Annotated in this window: 24 protein-coding genes; 12 read left to right on the plus strand and 12 right to left on the minus strand. The window is 73.5% G+C overall.

Annotated features, from left to right (window positions below; all coding sequences use genetic code 11):
- Nucleotides 1-71: 71 nt before the first annotated feature.
- From BJ983_RS02315 to BJ983_RS02325, 3 genes are all read right to left on the minus strand, one after another.
- Nucleotides 72-359: a hypothetical protein gene (locus tag BJ983_RS02315; protein ID WP_218890061.1), complete on the minus strand. Its 288-nt coding sequence runs from the start codon at nt 357-359 to the stop codon at nt 72-74.
- 78 nt (nt 360-437) lie between these two features.
- On the minus strand, nt 438-2,075 hold the full coding sequence (locus tag BJ983_RS02320; protein WP_179792323.1) for an MDR family MFS transporter: 1,638 nt from the start codon (nt 2,073-2,075) through the stop codon (nt 438-440).
- Between the two features lie 113 nt (nt 2,076-2,188).
- The gene (locus tag BJ983_RS02325) at nt 2,189-3,019 is read right to left on the minus strand and encodes a C40 family peptidase (protein ID WP_179792324.1); all 831 of its coding nucleotides are present in this window, start codon (nt 3,017-3,019) and stop codon (nt 2,189-2,191) included.
- Nucleotides 3,020-3,548: 529 nt separating this feature from the next.
- Between BJ983_RS02325 and BJ983_RS02330 the strand changes: the two genes are divergently transcribed.
- The 6 genes from BJ983_RS02330 to BJ983_RS02355 are packed head-to-tail and all read left to right on the plus strand — an operon-like array spanning nt 3,549 to nt 7,406.
- Nucleotides 3,549-3,974, plus strand: a complete 426-nt coding sequence (locus BJ983_RS02330) for a MarR family winged helix-turn-helix transcriptional regulator (protein ID WP_179792325.1) — start codon at nt 3,549-3,551, stop codon at nt 3,972-3,974.
- A complete protein-coding gene (locus BJ983_RS02335; protein WP_179792326.1) occupies nt 3,971-5,362 on the plus strand; it encodes an MFS transporter in 1,392 nt (463 codons plus the stop codon). The genes BJ983_RS02330 and BJ983_RS02335 overlap by 4 nt, the downstream gene beginning before the upstream one ends.
- Nucleotides 5,359-5,811, plus strand: a complete 453-nt coding sequence (locus tag BJ983_RS02340; RefSeq protein ID WP_179792327.1) for a GNAT family N-acetyltransferase — start codon at nt 5,359-5,361, stop codon at nt 5,809-5,811. The genes BJ983_RS02335 and BJ983_RS02340 overlap by 4 nt, the downstream gene beginning before the upstream one ends.
- Nucleotides 5,812-5,820: 9 nt before the next feature.
- Nucleotides 5,821-6,438 carry a carboxymuconolactone decarboxylase family protein gene (locus BJ983_RS32030; RefSeq protein WP_179792328.1) on the plus strand — a complete coding sequence of 206 codons (618 nt, stop codon included), beginning with the start codon at nt 5,821-5,823 and terminating at the stop codon, nt 6,436-6,438.
- On the plus strand, nt 6,435-7,133 hold the full coding sequence (locus BJ983_RS02350; protein WP_179792329.1) for a methyltransferase domain-containing protein: 699 nt from the start codon (nt 6,435-6,437) through the stop codon (nt 7,131-7,133). Before BJ983_RS32030 ends, BJ983_RS02350 begins: the two co-directional genes overlap by 4 nt.
- Nucleotides 7,134-7,175: 42 nt before the next feature.
- Entirely contained in the window at nt 7,176-7,406 is a 231-nt protein-coding gene (locus BJ983_RS02355; RefSeq protein ID WP_179792330.1) for an MbtH family protein, read from the plus strand.
- Nucleotides 7,407-7,463: 57 nt separating this feature from the next.
- Here the strand turns inward: BJ983_RS02355 and BJ983_RS02360 are convergent, their stop codons facing one another.
- Complete coding sequence (locus tag BJ983_RS02360; protein WP_179792331.1) at nt 7,464-8,318, minus strand: type IV toxin-antitoxin system AbiEi family antitoxin; 855 nt, start codon at nt 8,316-8,318, stop codon at nt 7,464-7,466.
- 181 nt (nt 8,319-8,499) lie between these two features.
- On the opposite strand from BJ983_RS02360, the gene BJ983_RS02365 reads away from it, so the two are divergent.
- Complete coding sequence (locus BJ983_RS02365; RefSeq protein ID WP_218890062.1) at nt 8,500-9,750, plus strand: amidohydrolase family protein; 1,251 nt, start codon at nt 8,500-8,502, stop codon at nt 9,748-9,750.
- On the opposite strand, the gene BJ983_RS02370 is transcribed toward BJ983_RS02365, so the two are convergent.
- The 3 genes from BJ983_RS02370 to BJ983_RS02380 all read right to left on the minus strand — a co-directional run bounded on the left by BJ983_RS02370 (nt 9,747) and on the right by BJ983_RS02380 (nt 11,465).
- Nucleotides 9,747-10,103, minus strand: coding sequence for a hypothetical protein (locus BJ983_RS02370; protein WP_179792333.1), 357 nt, complete (start codon nt 10,101-10,103; stop codon nt 9,747-9,749). The genes BJ983_RS02365 and BJ983_RS02370 overlap by 4 nt on opposite strands.
- Nucleotides 10,104-10,169: 66 nt before the next feature.
- A complete protein-coding gene (locus BJ983_RS02375; protein ID WP_218890063.1) occupies nt 10,170-10,802 on the minus strand; it encodes an acetate uptake transporter in 633 nt (210 codons plus the stop codon).
- Nucleotides 10,803-10,955: 153 nt separating this feature from the next.
- On the minus strand, nt 10,956-11,465 hold the full coding sequence (locus BJ983_RS02380) for a mycothiol transferase (RefSeq protein WP_179792334.1): 510 nt from the start codon (nt 11,463-11,465) through the stop codon (nt 10,956-10,958).
- 176 nt (nt 11,466-11,641) lie between these two features.
- On the opposite strand from BJ983_RS02380, the gene BJ983_RS02385 reads away from it, so the two are divergent.
- The gene (locus BJ983_RS02385; protein ID WP_179792335.1) at nt 11,642-12,289 is read left to right on the plus strand and encodes a hypothetical protein; all 648 of its coding nucleotides are present in this window, start codon (nt 11,642-11,644) and stop codon (nt 12,287-12,289) included.
- Between the two features lie 56 nt (nt 12,290-12,345).
- Here BJ983_RS02385 and BJ983_RS02390 read toward each other — a convergent pair whose 3' ends face one another.
- Nucleotides 12,346-14,271, minus strand: a complete 1,926-nt coding sequence (locus BJ983_RS02390) for an HNH endonuclease signature motif containing protein (RefSeq protein WP_179792336.1) — start codon at nt 14,269-14,271, stop codon at nt 12,346-12,348.
- Nucleotides 14,272-14,519: 248 nt separating this feature from the next.
- Here BJ983_RS02390 and BJ983_RS02395 point away from each other — a divergent pair, with 248 nt between their 5' ends.
- Nucleotides 14,520-14,807 carry a hypothetical protein gene (locus BJ983_RS02395; protein ID WP_179792337.1) on the plus strand — a complete coding sequence of 96 codons (288 nt, stop codon included), beginning with the start codon at nt 14,520-14,522 and terminating at the stop codon, nt 14,805-14,807.
- On the opposite strand, the gene BJ983_RS02400 is transcribed toward BJ983_RS02395, so the two are convergent.
- Complete coding sequence (locus tag BJ983_RS02400) at nt 14,804-15,388, minus strand: hypothetical protein (protein ID WP_179792338.1); 585 nt, start codon at nt 15,386-15,388, stop codon at nt 14,804-14,806. The two genes, BJ983_RS02395 and BJ983_RS02400, sit on opposite strands and share 4 nt — an antisense overlap.
- Before the next feature lie 236 nt (nt 15,389-15,624).
- Between BJ983_RS02400 and BJ983_RS02405 the strand changes: the two genes are divergently transcribed.
- The 3 genes from BJ983_RS02405 to BJ983_RS02415 are packed head-to-tail and all read left to right on the plus strand — an operon-like array spanning nt 15,625 to nt 18,820.
- Nucleotides 15,625-16,578, plus strand: coding sequence for a GDP-L-fucose synthase family protein (locus BJ983_RS02405; protein WP_179792339.1), 954 nt, complete (start codon nt 15,625-15,627; stop codon nt 16,576-16,578).
- The gene (gene gmd, locus BJ983_RS02410; protein WP_179792340.1) at nt 16,575-17,558 is read left to right on the plus strand and encodes a GDP-mannose 4,6-dehydratase; all 984 of its coding nucleotides are present in this window, start codon (nt 16,575-16,577) and stop codon (nt 17,556-17,558) included. The genes BJ983_RS02405 and gmd overlap by 4 nt, the downstream gene beginning before the upstream one ends.
- Nucleotides 17,555-18,820: a lipopolysaccharide biosynthesis protein gene (locus BJ983_RS02415; protein ID WP_179792341.1), complete on the plus strand. Its 1,266-nt coding sequence runs from the start codon at nt 17,555-17,557 to the stop codon at nt 18,818-18,820. Before gmd ends, BJ983_RS02415 begins: the two co-directional genes overlap by 4 nt.
- 54 nt (nt 18,821-18,874) lie before the next feature.
- On the opposite strand, the gene BJ983_RS31435 is transcribed toward BJ983_RS02415, so the two are convergent.
- From BJ983_RS31435 to BJ983_RS02430, 3 genes are all read right to left on the minus strand, one after another.
- The gene (locus tag BJ983_RS31435; RefSeq protein WP_179792342.1) at nt 18,875-21,091 is read right to left on the minus strand and encodes a Wzz/FepE/Etk N-terminal domain-containing protein; all 2,217 of its coding nucleotides are present in this window, start codon (nt 21,089-21,091) and stop codon (nt 18,875-18,877) included.
- Complete coding sequence (locus tag BJ983_RS02425) at nt 21,088-22,422, minus strand: hypothetical protein (protein WP_179792343.1); 1,335 nt, start codon at nt 22,420-22,422, stop codon at nt 21,088-21,090. Before BJ983_RS02425 ends, BJ983_RS31435 begins: the two co-directional genes overlap by 4 nt.
- 95 nt (nt 22,423-22,517) lie before the next feature.
- Nucleotides 22,518-23,636, minus strand: coding sequence for a glycosyltransferase family protein (locus tag BJ983_RS02430; RefSeq protein WP_179792344.1), 1,119 nt, complete (start codon nt 23,634-23,636; stop codon nt 22,518-22,520).
- Between the last annotated feature and the right edge of the window lie 27 nt (nt 23,637-23,663).

The raw sequence follows: 23,663 nt of genomic DNA on the forward strand, positions 1-23,663 counted from the left end.
GTTCGTTCGACACCTCGACGAGCCTACGGCAGCACTGGGCCATAAGGGTTAGAAGCGTTAGCTCTTTCGGTCTACTCGCGGAGGCGCCGCGCCTCGGCGCCGGTCTCCTCCGCGTACGCGGGGTCGTCGCCGGCCACCCGTCCGACGAACTCGTCGGTGTCGCCGGTCCCGGTCGTCGACATCTCGTCCCAGCGCGTCTCGTCGTCGGGGTGCGCTCCGCCCGTCGCGCGGCTGCTCGCCACCCTCGGGTCCTGCGGCACGTCCTGCTCGGACGGCTCCCCGGTGGCGGGCTCCGGGAGGGGACCGTCCTCACCCTTGATCGTGTTCGCGGCCTTCGAGATCGCGTCCTTGATGCCCATTCCCCAGGGTGCCTCCGGCCCGTGAGTACTAATCCGTGTCCGGGCACGGAAAAGTGCTCACGGGCGCGCAGCGCACCTCTAGTGGGCCATCGCCGGTCCGTCCGAGGGCGCCGGCTTCCCGTGGCGCAGCATCAGGGCGAGGGGGACGCCGAGCGCCGTCAGGATCGCGGTGGCGTAGAGCAGGTCGTTCATGGCGGTGACGAACGAGAGGCTCTGCAGCTTGGAGTACATCTGGTACTCCATCATCATCCCGCCGGTGCCGCCCGAGCCCGACCCGTCCGGCATCGAGGCCATCCCGGTGCGGTCGGCCGAGGCCTGCGCCTGCTGGATCGTCATCATCGCGGTCATGGCCGCGAGGCCGATCGCCGACGACGCGCGCTGCACCAGGGTGTTCACCGCGCTGCCGTTCTCGGAGAGGAACGAGGGCAGCGACCCGAGCCCGCCCGTCATGATCGGCATCATCGCGAGCCCGATCCCCGCGGCGCGGGCCGCGAGCAGCATCTCCAGGTGCCCGTGGGAGACGTCGATCGTCATCCCGGCGAGCTCCCACGTCGTCCAGGAGACGATCGCGAGGCCGAGCGCGGCGGGGACGCGCGCGCCGATCTTGTCGTAGATGAAGCCGGCCGCGGGCATCACGAAGGCCATCACCAGCGCCTGCGGCAGCAGGAGCAGACCGGTCTCGAAGGCGCCCAGACCCTGGTACTGCTGCAGGAAGACCGGGATGTAGAAGAGCACCCCGAACAGGCCCATCGAGATGATCGCGATGAGCAGCAGCGAGTTCGTGAACGGCCAGTGGGCGAACACGCGCAGGTCCAGCAGCGGCTCGTCGACCTCGAGCTCGATGACGACGAACAGCGCCAGCGCCAGCACCCCGACGGTCAGCAGGATCAGCGTCGGGTACGAGGTCCAGCCCCAGGTCGGGCCCTCGTGCAGGGCCAGCAGCATCGAGAAGAGCCCGACCGCGACCGCGGCGAACCCCGGGACGTCGAGCTTCCGGCCGCGCGTCTGGGAGAACGTCGGGAGGAAGAAGATCGCCGCGAGGACGCCCACGACGCCGATCGGCACGTTGATGAAGAAGATCAGGCGCCAGTTGACGTACTCGACGAGGTAGCCGCCGAGGGTCGGGCCGATCGCCGGCGCGAAGATGATCCCCAGCCCGTAGATGCCCATGGCGGCGCCGAGCTTGTCCTTCGGCACGATCTTGTAGAGGGCCGCCAGCGCCACCACCGGGATCACGCCGCCGGGGATCGCCTGCAGGATGCGGAACGCGATGATCGAGTTGATGTCCCACGCGAAGCCGCACAGCGTGGAGAAGATCGCGAAGAAGATCATCGCGATCGTGTAGACGCGGCCGAGCCCGTAGCGGATGCCCAGCCAGGCGCTCGCCGGGACGACGACGCCCTCGGCCAGCGAGTACGCCGTCGACACCCACTGCATCTCGTCGGTGGTGGCGCCGAAGTCGTTCTGCATCGTCGTGATCGCGACGTTCACGATGCTGATGTCGAGCACCGACATGAACATCCCGGCCACCAGCACCAGCAGCGGGACGATCCACGGGTTCCCGCCGCTCTTCCCGCCCGTCCCCGGTTCCGACGACGGGTCGGGCGGGGTCGGGCGGTCGACTGCCGGCGCCGTCGGGCGCGCGACCGGCGCGGCGGCCCGTGGCGCGTCGTCGACGGTCACGGATCGGGCGTCGAGGTCGGTGTCGGTCGACATGCCGTCTCCTGCTCGCGCGGTCGGATGGGGTCCACTGATCGTGGCACCCGCTGCATCGCGAATGTGGCAGTGAGTGTCAGCAAGTCTCGGGGAGAGCTAGCTCACCCTGTTCGTCAGCGGATGCGGCCGAACGAGTAGTCCCCGAACAGGTTGCCGAGCTTCACGGTCTGTCCGGTCTCGGGCGCGGTCCACATCTTCCCGCCGCCCGCGTAGATCGCGACGTGGTAGATGCTGTTCTCCCCGCCCATGAAGACCAGGTCGCCGGGCTGGGCCTGGCTCTGCGAGATGTGCTGGGCCTTGTCGTACTGCTGCTGGGCGGTGCGGGGCAGGCTGATGCCCATCTTCCCGAACACGTACTTGGTCAGGCCGGAGCAGTCGAACCCGCTCGGGGTGGTGCCGCCCCATTCGTAGGGCGTGCCCTTGAACTCCGCGGCCTGGGCGACGATCCGCTGACCGAGCGATCCGAGGCTCGCGACGCTCGACGAGTCGGCCTTCTTCGCCGCGGCCTTCTGCTGGGTGGCCTTCGCAGCGGCGGCCTTCTCCGAGGCGGCCTGCGCGGTGGCGGCCTTCTGCGCCGGGGACACCGTCTTGACGGCGGGCGCGGCCACCGCGGGCGCGGCGGCGAGCGACACCGGCGTGACGGTCGCCGCGCGGGGCGCCGGCACGGCGGCGGCGTCCGCGGAGGACACGGACAGCAGGTTCGTACCGGTCGAGGTCACGTCGGAGTCCGAGAGCGCCGGGAAGGTCCCCGTCGATCCGGCGACCGCGGCGGCGCTCGCGGTGACGAGAGCAGCGGCGATGCCGGCGCGGGTGAGGGAACCGGTGCTCATCGGGCCGGACGCGGTGCGGGGACCACTACGGCGGGAGCGGGAGGGCGTCGGGAGCTCGATCGCACCGAACGGCGCGGTGAACGGGCTGCCGGCGACGGCGGCGTGTCGTCCCATGGGGAGTTCTCCTGGCCGGACACGGTGGGTCGGGGTCCCACCGCTCCCGTCCTGCGGCCGCTCGGGTGAGCACCGGATCGCTGGGGATCGGTCCGGCGTCCACACGCGGTCGTCCTCGCTCGACGCCCGGGGAGCGGGTCACCGGGACGGGTCGGTGACCCGGGCGGAGAGCGCGGTGGCCCGTCGGGTGACGAGCCGCCGTGACCGTACCGAGACCTTTTCGTGATCTACAGACCTCGCGGTCGCCGGCTGTCGCGCGGGACCTCGACCGTTGGTCGCGCGGGGACGCGACCGCCCGGCGCGGTCCCGGCCGCACCCGTCGTCGGGAAGGGCTGGTCGTACGGCCGGGTGGCCGAGCCGGCGTGCGATCGCCGGACCGCCGACCGCGCGGCCGCCGTCCCGCTCGCGAGGTCTGTCCGGTTCCCGGCGCGCGCCCGCCGGTCGTCCGACGGCGGTGAGTGGGCGACACTCCCGCAAGGAGTACAGTTCGAGATGAACAGTCTGGACTGTCTATCGTCGGGAGGCGCGGATGGACGGATCGGCGGAGGACACCGCGCGGGCCGTGCGCCTGACGCTCGGCCGGTTGCGGCGTCGCCTGCGCGAGCACTACGACCGTGCCGAGTTGACCGCCTCGCAGCTCGGCGTGCTCACCCGGCTCGACCGGGAGGGTCCGGCCACGGTCAGCGACCTCGCCGCGGCCGAGGGGGTGCGGCCGCAGTCGATGGCGATGGCGGTGGGAGCGGTGATCGAGCGGGGGCTCGTGCGCCGGGACCCCGATCCCGACGACGGGCGGCGGCAGGTTGCGTCGTTGACCCCGGCCGGGCAGGAGTTCGTGACGAGCTCCCGGGCCGCCGGGCAGGGCTGGTTGGCGGGGGTGCTCGGCGAGCGGCTGACCGCCGAGGAGCGGATGCACGTGCTCGAGGCGATGGCGCTGCTGGAGAAGGTGGTGGCGTGACCGCCGTGCGCGCGTCCGCGTTCGACCGTCGGCTCCTCGCGCCGATGGTGCTGGGCTCGATCCTCAACCCGGTCAACTCCACGCTGATCGCGGTGGCCCTGGTGCCGATCGGCATCGCGTTCGGGGCGCCCGCGTCGCAGACGGCGTGGCTGGTCTCGGGGCTGTACCTCGCGACGGCCGTCGGGCAGCCGGTCACCGGACGGCTCGTCGACCTCTACGGTCCGCGCCCGCTCTACCTCGTCGGCACCGCCCTCGTCGGGCTCGGTGGCCTGCTCGGCCTCCTCGCCGCCGACCTCGGCGTCCTGGTGGCGGCGCGGGTGGTGATCGGGCTCGGGACCTGCGCGGGCTATCCGGCGGCGATGGCGCTGGTGCGGCGGGAGTCGCGGCGCACGGGGCAGGACAGCCCCGAGACGGTGCTGACGGTGCTGTCGGTGGCCACGCAGACGATCGCCGTGATCGGGCCGACGCTCGGCGGGCTGCTCATCGGGCTGGGCGGCTGGCGCACCACGTTCGCGGTGAACCTGCCCCTCGCGGTGCTCGCACTGGTGGTCGGGTGGTGGCGGCTCCCGCGCGGGGCGGGGGAGCGGTCGGCGGGGGAGCGGGTGGTCTCGCTCGTCGACCCGGCGGGCATCGCCCTGTTCACCGTCACCCTGGTGACGCTGCTCCTCGTGCTGGAGCGCCCGGCGCTCTGGCCGCTCGCGATCGTCACGGCGGCGGCCGCGGCGGGCCTGGTGTGGTGGGAACGGCGGGCCGCGCACCCGTTCCTCGACGTCCGGGTGCTCGCCGGGAACGTCCCGCTGCTGCTGACGTTCCTGCGCGCCCTGCTCGGGGCGACGGTCTCCTACGCCATCCTCTACGGCTACACGCAGTGGCTCGAGCAGGGCCGCGGGCTGTCGGCCTCCGGCGCCGGCCTCGCGCTGCTGCCGATCTTCCTCGGCGGGATCGGGGTCGCGGCTCTCACCGGACGCCGTCGTGAGATCCGCGGGAAGCTGCTCGTGGGCGCGGCCGGTCAGATCGTCGTCGCGGTCCTGCTGCTGTTCCTCGGCCCGACGAGCCCGATCTGGCTGATCGTGGTGGTCGCCCTCGTCGCCGGGGTGCCACAGGGACTGAACAACCTCGCCATCCAGAACGCGGTGTACCGGCAGGCCGACCCGGAGCGCACCGCGTCGTCCGCGGGCCTCATGCGCACCTTCTTCTACCTGGGCGCGATCGCTGCCGGCACCACGGGCGGGTTCGCGTTCGCCGACGGCGGCGCCACGACCGCGGGTCTGCACGTCCTCGCCGTGGTGATGCTCGTGGCGGCCGGGCTCTTCCTGCTCGTCACCGTGGTCGACCGATCCCTCGCCCGCCTGGAGGCTCCGGCCCCGGGTCTACCGTCGGGCCGATGAGCGAGACCAGCACCGTCGCGATCGAGATCGTCGAGCGCGTCGACGACGCCCTGCTCGAGGCGGTCCGGCGCCTCCTGCCCCAGCTCTCGCGCTCGGCGACGTTCGACGAGCAGACGATCGCGTGGGTGGTGGCGCACGAGGCGTGCACGCTGTTCACCGCCTCGCTGGACGGAGAGGTCGTCGGGGCGCTGACCCTCGTGACCTACCCGCTGCCCACCGGTCTGCGGGCCCACGTCGACGACGTCGTGGTCGACGACGCCGCGCGGGGTCGGGGCGTCGGCGAGGTGCTGGTGCGGGCGGCCCTGGACCGGGCGGTGGAGGTCGGCGCACGCACCGTCGACCTCACCTCGCGACCCTCCCGGGAGGCGGCGATCCGGCTCTACGAGCGGTGCGGCTTCGGCCGCCGTGACTCCACCCTCTTCCGGTGGACGCCGCCCGAGGCGGGGTAACCCACCGTCGTGACCGATCTCCCCGCGGCGGACGCGAAGGACTGGGGCGGGCGACTGCCCCGCAACGAGTCGATCGACCTCGACGACGACCAGCAGGCCGCCGCCGAACGGATCCACCAACGTCAGCAGCGCTGGGCCGAGAAGTCCGGCTTCGCCGCGACCGACGCCCAGGGCGGCCTCATCGGACCGTTCAACTCGTTCGTGCTCCGCCCGGGGCAGAGCGCCGGGTTCAATCAGTGGGTCGCGAACGACCAGCGGAACTCCTCGCTGCCCGCGCCGATCCGCGAGGTCGTCATCCTCACCGTCGGCGTCGCCTGGGACGCGGCCTACGAGATCTACGCGCACGTGGCCGTCGCGCGGTCGGTCGGGCTGTCGGAGACCGTGATCGAGGGGATCCGCACCCGCTCGACCGAGGGGTTCACCGGCGCCGAGCTCGCCGCGCACCGGTTCACCGCCGAGCTCGTACGCGAGCACCGGGTGGCCGACGCGACCTACGCCGCCGCGGAGGCCGCCTTCGGCCGCGACGGGGTGCTCGACATGGTCCACCTCATCGGCATGTACCTCGCGACCTCCGCGCTGCTCAACGCCTTCGAGGTCCCGGCCCCGGAGATCCCGCCGGCGCCGTGAGCGACCCGTACTCCGACCACGCCGCCGCGTACGCCGCCCACAACGCGGTCGCCCCGTACAACGCGCTCTACGAGCGGCCGGCGCTGCTCGACCTCGCGAACGACGTGGCCGGGCTGGACGTGCTCGATCTCGGCTGCGGCCCCGGCGTCACGACGGCGGAGCTGGTCCGGCGGGGCGCCCGGGTCACTGGGCTCGACCGGAGCGCGGCACTGGTGGAGCACGCCCGAGGGCTCTCCGGAGCCGAGTTCCTCGTGCACGACCTCGCCGACCCGCTGCCCCTGACGGACGCTGCCGTCGACCTCGTAGTCGCCGGTCTCGTCCTGCACTACCTCGACGACTGGAGCGCGGTCCTCGCCGAGGTGTACCGCGTGCTGCGGCCCGGTGGCCGGTTCGTCGCGAGCGTCCACCACCCGCTCACCGATGTGCGGATCGCGAGCCTGGAACCCCACGGCGCCTACCTCGAGAGCTACCGCATCGCTGACGTCTGGGAGATGGCCGGCGAGGAGGTCGTCGTCTGGTTCTGGCACCACCCGCTGGGATCGATGACCGGATGGATCGCGGGCGCCGGGCTCACCCTCACCGACGTCGTCGAGCCCCGTCCGCTGCCGTCGATGGCCGACTCCCACCCGGAGTCCTTCGTCCGCCTGTCCGCGGAGCCGGCCTTCCTCCTCCTCGAGACCCGCCGTCTGGGTTAGGGTGACCTAACTGCAGCCGGGTCTCCAGGAGGTCGCCGCGCCATGACCAATCCGTTCGACGACGAGAACGGCCGTTTCCGCGTGTTGGTCAACGCGGAGGACCAGCACAGCCTGTGGCCGGTGTTCGCCGAGGTGCCGAGCGGGTGGACCGTCGTGTTCGGCGAGGGCTCCGACGGGGCGGAGCGTGCCGCGTGCGTGAGCTATGTCGAGGAGCACTGGACCGACCTGCGCCCCCGCAGCCTGCGGGAGCGGTTGGCGGCCGACGCGTCATGATCAACGAGCACCCTCGGCGGTCGGGCCTGCCCGGGCACCACCGAGGGTGCTCGTTGATCATGTGAGCTTGCGACGAAAGCGCTCCACGAGTTTCGCGGCGTGCCGTGGGACGGCCAGTTGCACCTGCGCGACGCGGGTGATGTCCCAGTCCAGGTCGTCGAGGTCCCCGTCGCGGAGGTGGTCCTTGCCCTGACCGCGCGGGGTGCGGTGTTCGGGGCCGTCGTACTCGGCACCGACCGGCCGGCGGCCCGGAGGCGGGTCGGGCCAGCCGAGGTCGAGTTCGATGTCGAACCCGGACCGGAGGCTGACCGGGTACTGGGTGACGGGCCTGGGCAGGCCCGCGAGCACGAACAGGAGGCGGAGCCTGGTCTCCGGGGGCGACATCGCGCCGGGGTCCATGAGGTCGGCGACCCGGCGTACCTGCACCGACCCGCGGACGCCCGGGTGTCGGTCCGCCACCTCGAGCAGGTGTTCCGCCGTGAGGTGGCAGCGGTAGGCCAGAGCATCGACGGCGGCGACCGCTTCGACGAGGGGCGCGCGTCGGGCCAGGTCGAACGCGGTCCGGGCGGGCGTGGTGACCGGGATCCCGAACCGCTCGGTCACCTCGTCGGCGTGCAACCGATCGGTCCGCACCCGGGTGTTCGGCGGCGCGAGACGACGCGGGCTGGGGAGGACCAGTTCGGCGTCGTCCCAGGGGCAGTCGGCTCGCCACGCCAGAGCAGCGAGCGGCCCGGCGACGACTCCCACGCCCCCGCTCCAGGTCCCGAGGGTCCGGACGCGCAGCCGCACGTCGTCCTCGGACCCCACGGCCACCCAGGTGTCCGCCGCGAGCCGCACGTAGCCGGGCCCGCGGAGCCGGGCCCAGGTCGTCTCGCCGGCGGCCACGGCCTCGGAGGCGCGGAAGGGGTCCACACCCGTTCGGACTGCGCACGGCGGCGGTCGGTTCCGACGGATTCCGGCCCGCATGATCAACGAGCACCCTCGGCGGTCGGCCGTGCCCCCGGACCACCGAGGGTGCTCGTTGATCACCGCGCCCCGACCCGTCGTCGGGAAGGCTTCCGACGACGGGTCGACCACCGGCACACTCGCCGGTGTGGGGACGACGATCGTGGGCGCGCGCGTGTTCGACGGGGAACGGTCGATCGGGCCCGCGACGGTGGTGCTGTCCGACGCGGGAACGATCGACGCCGTCGAGCCGGGGGAGCGGGAGCCGGTCGAGGGTGAGGTGGACGCCCGCGGGCGCACCCTGCTGCCGGGGTTGATCGACGCGCACGTGCACCTGCGTGGCGCGGGGAACCTCGGCCAGGACCTGCGGCACGGGGTGACCACCGTGCTCGACATGTTCTCGGCGCCCCCGCAATTCACCGCGATGCTGCGGCGGCGGGCGTACAGCCGGGACGACGAGGCCGACCTGCGCAGCTCCGGGCTGATGGCGGGCGCGGTGGACGGCTGGCCCGCCGTGATGCTGCCGCCCGACCCCACCGGCTGGCGCATGCCCGGGCTCGCGGGGCCGGACGACGCCGAGCGGTTCGTCGCCGACCGGGAGCGCGAGGGGTCGGACTACCTCAAGGTGTTCGTGGAGAACGCCGCCGACGTCACACGACCCACGCTGAGCCCGGAGACGGTGGCCGCGGTGTGCGGGGCGGCCCGCCGCCGGCGGCTCCTGACGGTGGCGCACGCCCCGACCCGGTGGGCCTTCGCCACGGCGCGCGCCGCCGGGGTCGACGTGCTCACCCACCTGCCCCTCGACGGGACCGCGGAGGTGGCGGCGGACCTGACGGTGGTGCCGACGATGACCATGATGGCCGCCCTGACCAGCCAGGACTCGGTCCGGGCCCTGCTCGACGACCCCCGCCTCACGGCACGCCTGTCGAGCGAGGTGGTGGCCGGGCTCGAGGCGGGGGACCGGGGCGGGCTGCCGACGTCGTCGGCGGTCGGCGCCTCGTACGCGCACGCCGAGGACAACCTCGCGCGGCTGCTGGAGGCGGGCGCGACGGTCGTCGCGGGCACCGACGCGAACGACGTCCCGGGACGTCCTGCCGCGGTGCTGCACGGCACCTCGATGCACCTGGAACTGGAGCTGCTCGTCCGTGCGGGGATGTCGCCCGCCGATGCGCTCGCGGCCGCGACCTCGCGGGCCGCGGACGTCTTCGCGCTCGCCGACCGCGGTCGCATCGCCCCCGGACGGCGGGCCGACCTGCTCCTCGTCGACGGCGACCCGCTCTCCGACGTGACGGCGACGCGGGACCTGCGGACGGTGTGGCGGCGCGGGGTCGAGCACGACCTGTCGTCGCCCGTGCACGCCCCCGGACGGGACGTCGTGGGCCCGCCGCGACGTCGCTAGTCGTCCGCGCCGAACTCCAGCGTCGCGGCGCCGTCGCGGACCGACGTGATCCGGTACGTCACGTCGTCCACGGTGTTCGACCCGCCGGTGCCGGAGGTGATCCGGGAGCCGCCGGAGGTGGTGGTGACGGTGTCCGTCCCGACGTCGGTGACGGTCACCGTGCCTGCGTCACCGAGGTCGATCACGGTGCCCGGCGTGACCGTCACGGTGCACTGTGCGTCGGGGCACGCGACGGTCTTCTCGGGAGCGGGCTGGTTCCCGACGGCGGGTGCGGGCTCGGCCGCGCAGGCCGTGCCGCCCAGGCCGAGCAGACCCGTCGTCAGGAACAGGGCGAGACGTGGCAGGACCCCCATGGCGGGGGAGTGTGGCAGCGCCGGCGGCACCGGGTGGGCAGCGACCCACCCGGTGACACCTGTGGGTTAGCGCGGCGCCGTCGGCAGGACCTGGCGGCCCCACGTGGCGTTCGTGACCACGGCGAACGAGGCGTACCAGGCCGCGAGCGCGGTCAGGATGCCGACGTAGCCGCCGATGGTCGCGATGCCGTCGGTGCCGGTCAGGTCGCCGATCGCGAGCAGCAGGAACGTCAGGAACAGCAGCACGAACACGGCGATGAGGGCGCCCGTGGTGCGCAGCGACGCGATCATCATGTAGCCGGTGAAGATGGCCCAGCCGAGCAGGAAGAGCCCGGCGGCGGTGGTGGCCTGACCGGACGGCAGGCCCGGCTCGACGAACTTGACGAACGCCGCGAACGCGAGCCAGAACGACCCGTACGAGACGAACGCGGTGGCGCCGAAGGTGTTGGCCTTGCGGAACTCGAAGAGCCCCGCGATCAGCTGCGCGAGCCCGCCGTAGAACAGGGCGAGTGGCAGCACCGTGGACTCCAGCGCCTCGGGGGCCAGCCCGGCGTTGAAGAGACTGAGCAGGAACGTGGTCAGGGCGAAGGCCGCGAGCCCGAGGGGACCCGGATCGGCGAAGTGCCGGGTCGGATCGGCGGCGTGCTCGTCCATCGTGGATGCGTGCGCAGCGGCACGGCTCTCACTGGTCGTGGACATCGGTGTCCTCCCCGTTGGCATGATCGAACGCCTCCGAGGTTCCACCCAGCGTGCAATCTCAATCACATTCGGTGCCCTTGGTTCACTGAACCGAGCGAGTAGGACGAAGAGGACGCTAAAATGCGGCCTCTCGGCGGTTCGTCCGGTTCCGCCTCACGCGCGGCGGGCGATGCCGGCGACGAACGCGGCCTGCCCGGCGTGCTGGATGTCGTCGTCGAGCACGCTGATGATGCGCACGCCCCGGGTGACGGGCGGGTCCCACGCGTCGTCGATGACCGTGTCGAGATCCTCGTCGGAGAGGGTGCGCAGGTAGTCGACGGTGCGGTCGTGCACGGCGTCGTAGTAGCCGACGAGCAGGGCCGGGTCGGTGACGTGGACGGCGGCCACCTGCTCCGTGGTGTGGCCGTAGCCGATGGACGCCGGGTCGAGGTCGAAGCCGAAGGACTCCGCCCAGCCCTGCGACGTGTAGGCCTGCTGGACGCCGGCGAGGTCGGCGATGTGGTCGTCCTGGACGCGGGTGAGGTGCCAGACGAGCCAGCCGACCGGGTTGGCGTCGCCGTCGAGCCGCAGGTTGAGGGCACGCTCGTCCAGGCCCTCCACCGCGCGGTGCACGTCGGAGCGGACCCGGCCGAAGGCGTCCACGAGGACATCGGAGCTGTTCACGCCTCTCGGTGTACCCCGGGGCGGACCGGTGGTCACGGACGACGCGCATGCCGTCGGGGTCCGCGTCCACCCGGATCCACACATCGAGTGGACCCGACGTTCGCGCCGCGCGTCCCCGTAACGACGCTCCGGAGCCGCCCCGAGACCCGCCCGTGCGGCGACGAGAGGAAACGGTCATGGGGACGGGGCAGCGGATGGTGCGGCGTTCGGCCGGGGTGCTCGCGGGGCTGGTCCTCGGCGGGGCGGCGGTGGGAGTGGGGGTCGCCCACGCCGACGGGATCGTGTGGGGCTGCCCGTCGGACTACTCGCTCGAGGGCACCAGCTGCCGGGCGGCGGACGGGTCGACCATCGGGGCCCTGGGCCTCGTGCCGGGCGACGTCGACCCGACGACGGGGCGCGTCCTGCTGCCCCTCACGGGTTCGACGGATGCGGAGCCACCGGTGACGGTGCCGCCTGTGTCGACGCCGCCGGTGACGGTGCCTCCGACGACGACGCCGGTGACGCCGGTGACCACGACGCCGCCGCCGACGACGACGCCGGTGCCGCCGGTGACCACGACGACGCCGCGGCCGGCGTCCACGCCGGTGCCGGTGCCGCCCGTCCGGCCGTGCTCGACCGCGACGTCACCCGTCACCGGGAGCTCGGACGTGACCCGGACCGCCGCTGCGGTCGACGAGGCGCGGGCGCGGTTGGCGGCCGACCTCCGCCGGGGCGCGTCGCCGGCCACCATCAGCGCGGACGCCCAGGCCCTCACGGCGGCGATCAAGGCCCATGCGGGCGCCCTCGCGGCCTCCCGCGCGCCGGTCGTCTGTCCCGTCCGTTAGCGCAGCGGGACGACGTCGCCGGGCGCCGAGTTCGGCGACGTCGCCCCGCCTGCGGCCTACCTGATCGGGACCTGCCAGGGGCGGTTGTGTCGGGGTGTTCGGGTGGGGTCGAGCCAGGCCGGTGGGGTGAACCAGGGCAGGTGGTCGATCATCGCGACCTGCCATCCGGCGTGGTGGACGAGGTCGTGGTGATACCGACAGAGGCAGACCAGGTTGTCCAGGGCGGTGTCGCCGCCGTGGGCCCAGTGGACGATGTGGTGGAGCTGGGTGGTGCGGGCGCGGCGGCGGCAGCCGGGGAAGGCGCAGTGCCGGTCGCGGTGGATGACGGCGCGGGCGATGCCGGCAGGGACGGCGCGGGTCTTGCGGCCGATGTCGAGGACCTCGCCCTTGGCTCCGAGGACGACGGGGATGATCTCGGCGTCGCACGCGAGGCGGCGGGCGGTCTCCGGGCTAACCCAGGTGGAATCGCCGAGCAGCGCCAACGCTCCGCTGGCGTCGGTGAGCTGTTGGCGCAACGTCTGGTAGTCCAGGGTGACGGTGAGCGTCACCCGCTCCCGGCCGGGTAGTGACATCGCGTCGAAGTCCGGTGGGGTCCACGGCCGTTGCGGTGGCGGCTCGTCGGCAGGTGGTCCGTCGCCGAACAGTGGCTGCCCGGGGTCGGCCTCCTCGGTCGGTGGCCTGTCCGCCGCGCTGTGTTCGTCGTCGGCCGCGGCGGCGCCCGCGGTGGTGTCCGCGGTGTCGTCGTTCTGTTCGTCCTCGGCCGCAGCACCAACAGTCGATTCGGCGTCGTCATGCCGGCCGGCGTGCGCATCAGTGGGTGCGGGTTCGGTGGGCCAGGCGGTGGTGTCGCCGTGGTCGTCGAGGTCCGGGAGTGGCATGGACGCGGTGGGGCTGCCGGGGTGCTGCTCGTCGGCGCCGTGATCGAGCCCGGCTCGGTGGCTGGCCGAGATGAGGTCGAGCAGTCCGGAGGCCTGCCGGTTCGGCTTCGAATCCCGGGCCTCGACCCGCGGGTCCACCCCCACCCGCCGCCCGTCCACCTCGTCGGCGACGGGCGGGAGCCCCGTGTCCGGGTCGGCGGTCACCGCGGAGGCGGGGGCGGGGGTGGCGGCGCGGACGGCGTCTTCGAACAACGCCGCCGCGGCCGGCTCTCGCAGCACCAGCTTCGCGGCGAGCTGCCCGTTGCGGCGCCTGGTCATGTGCAGCTCGTTGCCGGTCGGGTCGTCGTCCTTCGGGGCGGCGCCGTCGGGGTCGAGCCGGTCGGCGACCGTCTTCGCCGCCGACGCCAACGCCCGCGGCGAATGCGTCGCCGCTACGGCGGCGAGCTGCTCCTCCGCCACCGCGAGCACGCCGTCGTCCAACTCGGGGACTTTCCGCAGCCGGTCCATGGTCTTGGTGATGATCTCGACGTGCTGCCCGTCGATCACCCCGTCGTCCACCGCCGCGGCGGTGGCGGGCAGCTGGGCGGGGGTGGTCGCCCCGGTCGGGGTGACGTGCGGGTGCAGCGCTTCGGCGTGCCGGTCGAGCCTCGTGACGGTCTGCGGGTCGAGCCGGACGTGGTCCTCCAACAACCGCGGCAGCCGCTGATACCGGGTCTCGGCCAGCACGTCACTGGCCCGCAACGCCGTCAGGGACCGGTACACCCGGGCTCCGGCCAACCTCCACGCGGTGGTCGCGGCGTCGACCTCGTCGAGCACCGCCTGCGAGGAGGCGGACAACCCGTCGTCCGACGCGGTGGGGGTTGCGGTGACACCCGGGACCGCCCACCCCGGCTCATCACCACGGGGCTCCCCGGTCAGGGGCGCGTGGTCCTGCGGGTCGTCGGGTTCGAAGAACGGAGGCTCCGGCTCGGGCAACCACGGGAACAACGCCTCGAACTCGGCGTCGGAGAGCGGCCGCCAGGTGGGCTCGTCGGGGTCCTCGGGTTCCCAGGGCGGCAGCGGCTCGGGCCCCGTCCAGGGGTCGAACGCCGCGTCGATCGCCATGCACCCAGTATCGAACACCAGTTCGATGAGATCAAGCGGCGAACGGAGCAACTCGACCGCGTCATGCACCAGACACGCCACTCGAGGACCTAGCGACCACCAGACGATCGGCCTGGTCCTGACGTGAATTCTCCGCTGCGCGCTGCGGCGAGCGGAGCAACGTGGCGACGCCCGCCGTCGGGAAGGTGTGGCCGAAGATCCGTCGAATCGTGACCCTTCGGCCCGGACCCGTCCCTAGCGTGCGAGCGATGAGCGCGAACCCGTACGCCGTCTCGTGGGACACGCCCCCGTGGCTGCGCGAGCGCGGTCGGCGCCGGCGGCCGGGGGCGGTGCTCGCGGCGGTGGTCGGGGGCTTCGTGCTGTGCCTGCTCCTCGTGGCGACCGCGGTGCTGCTCGGGGCCCCGGCGGCGCGCTCGGTCCCGGCCGACCCGGGTCCGCTGCTGCAGATCCCGATCAGCGGACCGGTCGCAGCGACTCCGGGCCCCCCGACGCCGGGCGAGGTGCTCGCGGACCTGATGGCGCGAGCGGGGGGTTAGGCCAGGCCGAGCCGGCGACGCATCGCTCGTCGGACGAAGCCCATCGCCCCGAGGACGGCGAGACCGAGCTCGACGCCCCCCAGCACGAGGACGCCGGTCCCGGGGCTGATCTGCTCGGAGAGGCGGGGCGACAGCGCGCCTGCGCCCTGGGAACCCGCGACCAGGGCCAGCGCGAGGGTCACCTGCATCCCGAGGGCGGCAGGGAAGGCCAACCACGGAGTGAGGCGCTCGCGACCCAGGACCAGGTCGACGACCGGCAGCAGGGTCAGGACACCGAAGGCGACGAGGAGCAGGACGGCGGGTCCATCGGCGAGGTCGAGTGCCGTGATCCCGGCTCCGCCGGCGTCCCGGGCGAGGGGCAGGAACATCCCGACGATGCCGAGGATGCAGAGTGCGAAGGCGGCCCAGGGTCGGCTCGTCGGGCCGCAGGTCGTCAGCCACCAGCGCGCCCGGAGACGGAGTCCGCGCGTGCCCTCGACGACGAACCGGTCGTGCGGCACGCGCTCGAGCGGGGTGAGCGGCGGGCGGCGGACGTCGTCGTTCTCCGCGAATTCGTCCCGGGCGAACTCTCCGGCCGACATAAGGACCTCCCGCCGCGCGTCCTGCTGGTCGCGCAGCGGCTACCCCGGGTTCACGAAGATCACGCGGAACACACGCACCGTCACATTCCGAGACCGTCGTGTTCAGCGGATCCGGTGGACGCTGAAGGCCATCGGTGACTCCGTGGAGCGCATCCGCGACCGGCACGCGGAAGTGTGATGCGCGCCGGATGGCCTAGCCATCGGGGATCCCGACACTCTCCGCTACCTTCAGGGTCATGGTCGAGCTGGATCGTTCCGCGCGGGTGCTGGTGGCCGGTTCCGGGGGGCTGGTCGGTTCGGCGGTGGTGCGGGCGTTGGGCGCGGCGGGGTTCTCGGACGTGGTCGGGGCGCGGTCGGCGCAGGTGGATCTGCGCGATGCGGACGCGGCGCGGGAGTTCGTGACGGCGGCCCGGCCGGATGTGGTGGTGGATGCGGCTGCACGGGTGGGTGGTATCGCGGCGAACAACGCGCGGCCGGTGGAGTTCCTGCACGACAATCTGCGTATCCAGGCGAATCTGTTGGACGCGGCGCACGCTGCGGGCACCGAGCGGTTGTTGTTCCTGGGCTCGTCGTGCATCTATCCGAAGTTCGCGGAGCAGCCGATCCGGGAGGACTCGTTGCTGACGGGGGCGTTGGAGCCGACCAATGATGCGTACGCGATCGCGAAGATCGCGGGGATCATGGGGGTGCAGTCCTATCGCCGGGAGTACGACCGGCGGTGGATTTCGGCGATGCCGACGAATCTGTACGGGCCGGGGGACAACTTCGATCTGGAGTCCTCGCACGTGTTGCCGGCGTTGATCCGGAAGTTCCACGAGGCCACCGTGAACGGCGACGCGACGGTGACGGTGTGGGGGACGGGGTCGCCGCGGCGTGAGTTCCTGCACGTGGACGATCTGGCGGCGGCGTGCGTGCATCTGCTGGAGGCCTACGACGACCCGGCGCCGATCAACGTGGGCACGGGTGAGGACGTGACGATCGCGGAGCTGGCCTCGCTGGTGGCACAGACGGTGGGCTTCACGGGCGAGATCGTCTACGACACGTCGCGTCCGGACGGCACGCCGCGCAAGGTGCTGGACGTCTCGCGGATCGCCGGGACGGGCTGGAAGCCGCGGATCGGGCTGGCCGAGGGCCTGGCCTCGACCTATCGCTGGTATCTCGACAACTACGTGAACGAGGGAGCTCGATGAAGCGGGCGCTGATCACCGGTATCACCGGCCAGGACGGGTCGTACCTGACCGAGTTGCTGCTCTCGAAGGGCTACGAGGTGCACGGGATCATCCGTCGTTCCTCGACGTTCAACACGGGTCGGATCGAGCACCTCTACCAGGACCCGCACGACCCGGACCAGCGGCTGGTGTTGCATTACGGGGATCTGACCGACTCGAGCCGTCTGGTGACGTTGATCGAGAAGGTCCGGCCGGACGAGATCTATCACCTGGCGGCGCAGTCGCACGTGCGGGTGTCGTTCGACGAGCCGGAGTACACGGGGAACACGACCGGGGTCGGGACGACGCGGTTGCTCGAGGCGATCCGGATGGTGGGGATCGACACCCGCTACTACCAGGCGTCGAGCTCGGAGATGTTCGGGGCGACGCCGCCGCCGCAGTCGGAGGAGACGCCGTTCTATCCGCGCTCCCCGTACGGGGCGGCGAAGGTCTACGGGTACTGGATGGCGCGGAACTACCGTGAGGCGCACGGGATGTTCGCGGTGAACGGGATCCTGTTCAACCACGAGTCCCCGCGGCGCGGGGAGACGTTCGTGACCCGCAAGATCGCCCGGGCGGCAGCCAGGATCGCGCAGGGCAAGGAGCAGTTCGTCTACCTGGGCAACCTGGATGCGGTCCGGGACTGGGGCTATGCCCCGGAGTACGTGGAGGGCATGTGGCGGATGCTGCAGGCCGAGCAGGGTGACGACTACGTGCTGGCGACCGGGACCGCGACCACGGTCCGGGAGTGGGTGCAGTACTGCTTCGGGGCGGTGAACCTGGACTGGGAGTCCCATGTCCGGTTCGACGAGACCTACCTGCGCCCGACCGAGGTCGACGCGCTGATCGGTGATGCCTCGAAGGCGGAGAAGTTGCTGGGCTGGAAGGCGCAGACCATGCCCGACCAGCTCGCCCGCATCATGGTCGAGGCCGAGATGAAGGATCTCGACGCCGCCCGATGAAGGGCGGGCTGGGGCTCTTCCTGGGGCGCGTCGGGGGAGTGGCGGGCGCGCTCGTCCTCGGTCAGGTCGTACTCGGCCTGACCTTCGTGGTGGGTGCTCGCTCGATGCCCCCGACCACCCTCGGCCTGATCGCGACGTGCGCCGCCATCGGTCAGGTGGCGGCCACCGTCGTCGACTTCGGGCTGATCAACTACCTGGTGCGGGAGACGGCGTCCGGACGGGTCACCACCGCCCACGCCCGGGCGCTGACGGCCGCCAAGCGCCCCTGGGCGCTCGCGGTGCTGCTCGTCGTCGGGGGCGGGTCGAGCCTGCTGCTGGCGCCGGACCCCGTCGCCGGCCTGCTGTTGACGTTCGTCGGCGCGGGGGTGTGGGAGGCGCAGAACGCGAACGGTCTGCTGCGCGCGCAGGAGCGGTTCGCCCAGGCCTCGACGGGACAGATCCTCGGGCGGGTCGGCGGACTCGTCGTGGTCGCCGTCCTGGCGTTCGTCGGCGCCGGGACCATCGCGCTCGCGGCCGCCATTCCGGCGTCGTTCGTCCTCGAGGCGATCCTCGACCGGGTCTTCCTGGGCCGGGGTGACGGACGTCGGCGGGGTGCGACCGCCGAGATCGTCGCCGCACACCGCGAGTCCGTCGGGTTCGGGCTCGCCACCCTCGCGGTCTCCGCCCAACAACTCGACACCCCGCTCGCGACGGCGGGTGGCGGCGCCTACGAGGGCGGTCTCTACGCCGCCGGCGGTCGGCTCATCGGGCCGTTGAACTTCCTCGCGAACTCCATCGGCCTGGTCGCCGGACCCTGGCTGGCGCGGGCAGGCACCGACCCCGCGGCCCTGCGGGTCGAGGAGCGGCGGGTGCTCCGGGTCAGCGTGGCGCTGTGCGTCGCGCCGCTGCTGCTCGCGGTCGTCGGCCCGCCGTTGATCCCGCTGCTGCTCGGTGAGCAGTACGCGAGCTCCGGCACCGTCTTCGCCGTCCTCGCCGTGGGCGCCGTGATCGTGACGCTCAACCAGCCGTTCGCGGTGATCCTGCAGAACCGGGGGCGGCCGCAGGTGGTCGCGGTGGGGATCGCGATCGGCCTGGGGGTCGGCCTGGTCGCGACGTTCGTGTTCGCCCTGTTCGGCGGTGCCGTGTGGGCCGCCGTCGGCTACGTCGTCAGCCAGCTCGTGATCTTCGGGATCCTCGGGCTGGCGGCCCGCCGGGCTCGTCGCGACGGCGTGATGGCCGTGTCGCCCCCGGGCGCGTCGGTGGAGGGGTCCGAGGCGTCCTGACCTGCGGTGGGTCGTCCGAGCCGGATCGGCTCGGACGACCTGCGCGGGAGGGCCTCAGGACGACGTCGGGGTCGGTCGCACCGCACGACGACGCCGCCGGGCGTGCGGGCCGTGACCGTTGGTCCCGGTGCCGTTCGAGGCGCTGCCGTTGGTCCCGGTGCCGTTCGCGCCGGGGACCGAGCCGTTGGACCGCGGGCCCGCATGGCCGTTGGACCGCGACTCGACGTCCTCCGCAGCGGGCTCCGGGGCGACCGTCGGCTCCGACCACGAGGACGTCACCCGCCGGTGTCCCCGTCGCCGGGGCGCGGATCCGTTCCCGACGGCGGGTGCGGTCGGCTCGGAGCTCGCGGGCTCCGCGGCGGCAGGGGCCGACGGGGGAGCCACGGCCGGGACCGGCTCGGACCCGGTGCGGGCGGCCGGCACCACGGGCTGCGCGGGACCGCGCGCCGGGATGCGTCCGGTGACCTCGCCCGGCTCCGCGGTCCGGGCCAGCGGGGCTGCGGGCTCGGGCGCGGCGAGCTCAGCGTTCCCGACGACGGGTGCGAGCTCGGGCTCGGCGGCAGCCGGCTCGGGCTCTGCCGGCGCGACGGACGAGGTGGGCTGGTCCTCGATCGGGGTGGCGCGCTTCGCGGTGGCGGGCTCGGCAGCGACCGGCTCGGAGGCGACCGGCTCGGCGGCGACCGGGGCGGCGGCGACCGGCTCAGTGGCGACGGGGGCGGACGCAGCGACGGGCTTGGCGGCCTCGGGCTTGGCGGCCTCGGGCTCGGAGGCGACCGGGGCGGTGGCGACCGGGGCGGACGCAGCGACCGGCTCGGGCGCGGCCGGGGACGCCGGGGCCGCGGGCGGGGTCACCGGTCGGGCCGGCTCGGCCGCGGACCGCTTCCGACCGGCCGGGAGGGCCTTGCGGGTCTCGACCGGGGCCTCCGGGACGTCCACGGCGAAGGTGAACACGGCACCGATCGCCGTGGCGTCGACGGTGCGCAGCCCGGCGGCCGCGGCGTCGAGGTCCTCCGGGCGGGCGGAGCCGCGACGGGCGACCACGACCACGCCGTCGGCCAGCCGCGCCAGGTCCAGCGCGGCGGGGCTCCCGCTCAGCGGCTCGGCGTCGAGCAGGACCCACGAGTAGGTCGAGCGCAGCGCGGTGAGCACCGCGGCACCGGCGGGCGACCCCCACACCTCGCCCGGCCGCTCCACGGCGGAGCCGGCGGTGAGCACGTCGAACGAGCCGGCGGGGAACCGCTGCACCCCGACGACGCCGCCCGAGGACCCCTTCGCGCGCAGCGCGTCGGCGAGACCGGGCTCCTCCGGCAGGCGCAGCGCGGTGGCCACCGCGGGGCGCTGCAGGTCGGCGTCCACCAGGACGACCGACTCGCCGGCGAGGGCGAGCGCGACGGCGAGGTCGACCGCGACCGTGGTCGTGCCCTGCTCGGACCGGACGCCCGTGACCACCAGACACCGCCGGTCGCCCGCGCCCGCCACCACGGCGGTGCGCAGGCGACGCACGGCGGCGGCCCGGTCGCGGGCCTGCGCGGCGGCGCGACCGCGGCGGCCGGCGACCGGCTCGCCCAGGAGGGCGGGACGTTCCGGACGACGGGCGAGCGCGGGCACCGCGGCCAGCAGCGGGGTGTCGAGCCCCTCGGCGAGCATCTCCGCGGAGTCCACCGCGCGGCGCAGGGCGCGGCGTCCGAGCGCCGCCCCGACCCCGAGGACCACGCCCGCGAGCAGGCCGGCGGCGAGCAGCATCGTCGTGCCGGGGCCGGCGGGGTAGATCGGCATGGTCGGCGGGTAGATCAGCTCGGTCGACACGACGGGCCGGTTCACGGCCTGCCCGGTGGACTCGATGCTGTTCACGAGGCGGGTGAACGCCGTGGTCACGGCGGTGCCCACGAGCTGGGCGTCCTCCGGGGTCGGCCGGGTGACGCCGACGTTGAGCACCACGGTCTCGGCCACCGCGTCCGCGCTGATCGAGTTCTGGATCTCGTCCGCGGTCGGGGTGCCCCCGAGCAGCGCCGAGGCGTCGGCCGCCACGCGGGGGCCGGTGATCAGCTCGGTGTAGGACTTCACGCGCTCGGTGGAGAGCTGCGCGCCCTGGTAGGACTCGGTCGAGCTCGACGCGGTCTGCTGCGCGGCCACGTAGAACACGGCGTTCGAGGTGTAGGTGCGCGGCAGCAGCAGTGCCACGGCGGCGGCGATCGCCACGCAGACGACGACGATGCCGCCGATCAGCAGGCGGTCCTCACGCAGCACGGTCCAGTACTCGCGCACGTTCACGATGGGGCTCCACTGGTCTCGCGGATTCCGAGCCGGCGTTGGAGCCGGCGGGGCAGGAGAGCGCCGGGCGCGTGGCGCTCGGTCTCGGTCAGGTCGTCGCAGGCGAGCGCCAGGGCGACGAGGACGAACACCCACGTCGACGCGGCGGCGGGCTGGGACAGCAGGAGGGTGGCGAACACGACGAACGCGACGGGTGCCGCCCGGCCGCGCACGCCGGGGGCGGGCCGCACGAGCAGCAGCGGCACCAGCAGGGCCGCGGTGACGAGCAGGACGAACGGCAGCCCGTTGACGGCGATGTCGGAGATCAGGTTGATCCCGGCCTGCTTCTCGGTGCCCTGACCGCCCCAGGGCTTCGTGGTGATGGCGCGGACGCCGGCGGCGGTGGCGTCGGAGCGCTCGTCGAGCGAGGTCTCGTTCGACGTCTGCTTGGCCTGCAGGCCCAGGACCGGGGCGTAGAGCGCGACCCAGGCCGCCCCACCGATGGCGCCGAGGCCCCCGACCTGACGCAGGAACCCGCCGAGCCCGATCCCGCCGCGCGGGAGCAGGAACGCCTCGACGGCCAGGACGACCACGAAGACGCCGAACCCGGCCGTGGACAGCGTCCCGACCAGGCCGGCGAGGATCAGTCCCTTGACCACCCACGACCGGTAGCCCACGGCCTGCGCGAGGAACCAGCCCGCCGCGCAGTACATGGCCATCCAGCCCGATTCCCGGCCGATCCCGGTCAGCCGGGGCACGTCGGTGCCGAACACCGCCGAGGTCGAGTAGCTGACGGTGAAGGGCAGGTAGACCGGCTGCGGACCGACGGTGCCGACCGGGATCATCCCGATCTGCCCGGTGCCCACGCCCATCACGGCCCACCACAGCGCCGTGACCAGCCAGGACGCCCCGACGAGACAGAGGACCACCACGAAGCCGCGCCCGACGGCGAGCCGCGTCCGCGGGTCGGAGAAGACGAGCACGGCCGCGACCAGCGATCCCACCGTGAGCACGAAGTCCTGGAACTGGCTCCGGATCCGCAGGAGGTCGTCGACCCACACCGAGTGCAGGACCAGCCAGACGTACGCCGCGACGACGAGCGCCAGGAGCGCCGAGACCGCCCGCGACGGACGCGTCGGGGCGAACTCCCGGCGCAGCATCGCGGCCACGCCGGCGGCGAGCGCGAGCCCGCACCCGACGAGGGCCGTGTACTCCCCGAGCGTGCCCGGCCGGAGCAGGGGCAGCGAGAGGAGGAGCAGTCCGGCGGGGACCGCCGCGGGGACGCGCGGGGTGGTCGCGCTACCCCGGGTCTTCCGGACGACGGGTGCGGGGCCGTCGGACACCGTGGTCACTCGTCGTCACCTCCCCCTGGCGGACACGACAGGTCATCTTCCGCCGATCAGCCTAACGAACGGGTGAAGAAACGCCTACGGTCGCGGGGTAGTGGTCACAACACGTCGCCGAGCAGTCCCCGGACGAAGTCCTCGGTGCCCAACCGGGCCCGGGCCCGTCGGGCAGCGGTCGCCCGGCGGGGATGGGCGGCCCGGAGGCGGCGCACGGCGTCCGCCACGCCGTCCACCGCGTCCGGCCCCGACACCTCGGCGACCTCGCCGATCCCCGTGCCGGTGACCATGCTCGACGCCCACCCGCGGGCCGGGCCGAGCACGGGGACCCCGCGGGCGGCGGCCTCGGCCACGATCCCGCTCGGGGCGTCGTTGTCGTGCAGCACCGCCACGGCGTCGACCCCCGCGATCGCGGCGTCGAACTCGGCCTCGGAGAGCAGGCGGTCGTCGACGTGCAGCCGCCCCTGCGCGGAGAGGGAGGACGCGGTGAGCGCCGCGGCGACGTCCGCGTCGCAGCGTCCGGCGAGCACCAGGTGCACGTCGGGCACCCGCTCGAGGGCGGCCAGCAGCAGCGGCACGTTCTTGCGGGCGCTGATCACGCCGAACACGCCGAGCCGGAAAGGGGCGTCGGGGTCCCGGGGTGCCCGGGGCCCGTCGTCGGGGACGGCGACCGGGTCGCGGACCGGCTCGATCCCGGGGAAGCCGCGTCGACGGACGACCACGCCGAAGGCGTCGGTCAGGAAGCGCACCCGCACCCCGGGCAGCCGCGCCAGCAGCGCGGCCAGGGGCGGCTTGACGGCCATGCCGGGGGTGGTGCGCTCGGAGCCGCCCGGCAGCACGGTGCGCATGAGCAGCAGCGACACCCCGGGGCGCGCGGCGCGGCCGGCGCGGGCCAGGGCGACGAGGAGGGGGGCGACGTTCTTGTCGCCGTCGGGGACGACGAGGCGGGCGCCGGCCGCGGCGGCCGTCGCCACCGCCGCCCGCACTGCGGCGGACCGGTCGCCGGGGACCTCGACCACCTCGGCCGCCACGTCGGCGAGGTGCTCGGCGAACTCGGGGGAGGACCGCACGGCCGCCGGGACGAGGAGCAGCGGGAGCCCGGCGTCGGGGGCCGCGGTGAGCAGGAGGCGGACGTAGCGCAGCCGGTGCCCGAGCGGGTCGAGCTCCAGGACGGCGATCCGTCCGTATGCGGACGGTGACGCTCCGTCCGCTTCGCGTGCCATCACAGCCACGTGTGCCACATCCCGCTG

The organism is Actinomycetospora corticicola (assembly GCF_013409505.1).
GTDB lineage: Bacteria > Actinomycetota > Actinomycetes > Mycobacteriales > Pseudonocardiaceae > Actinomycetospora > Actinomycetospora corticicola.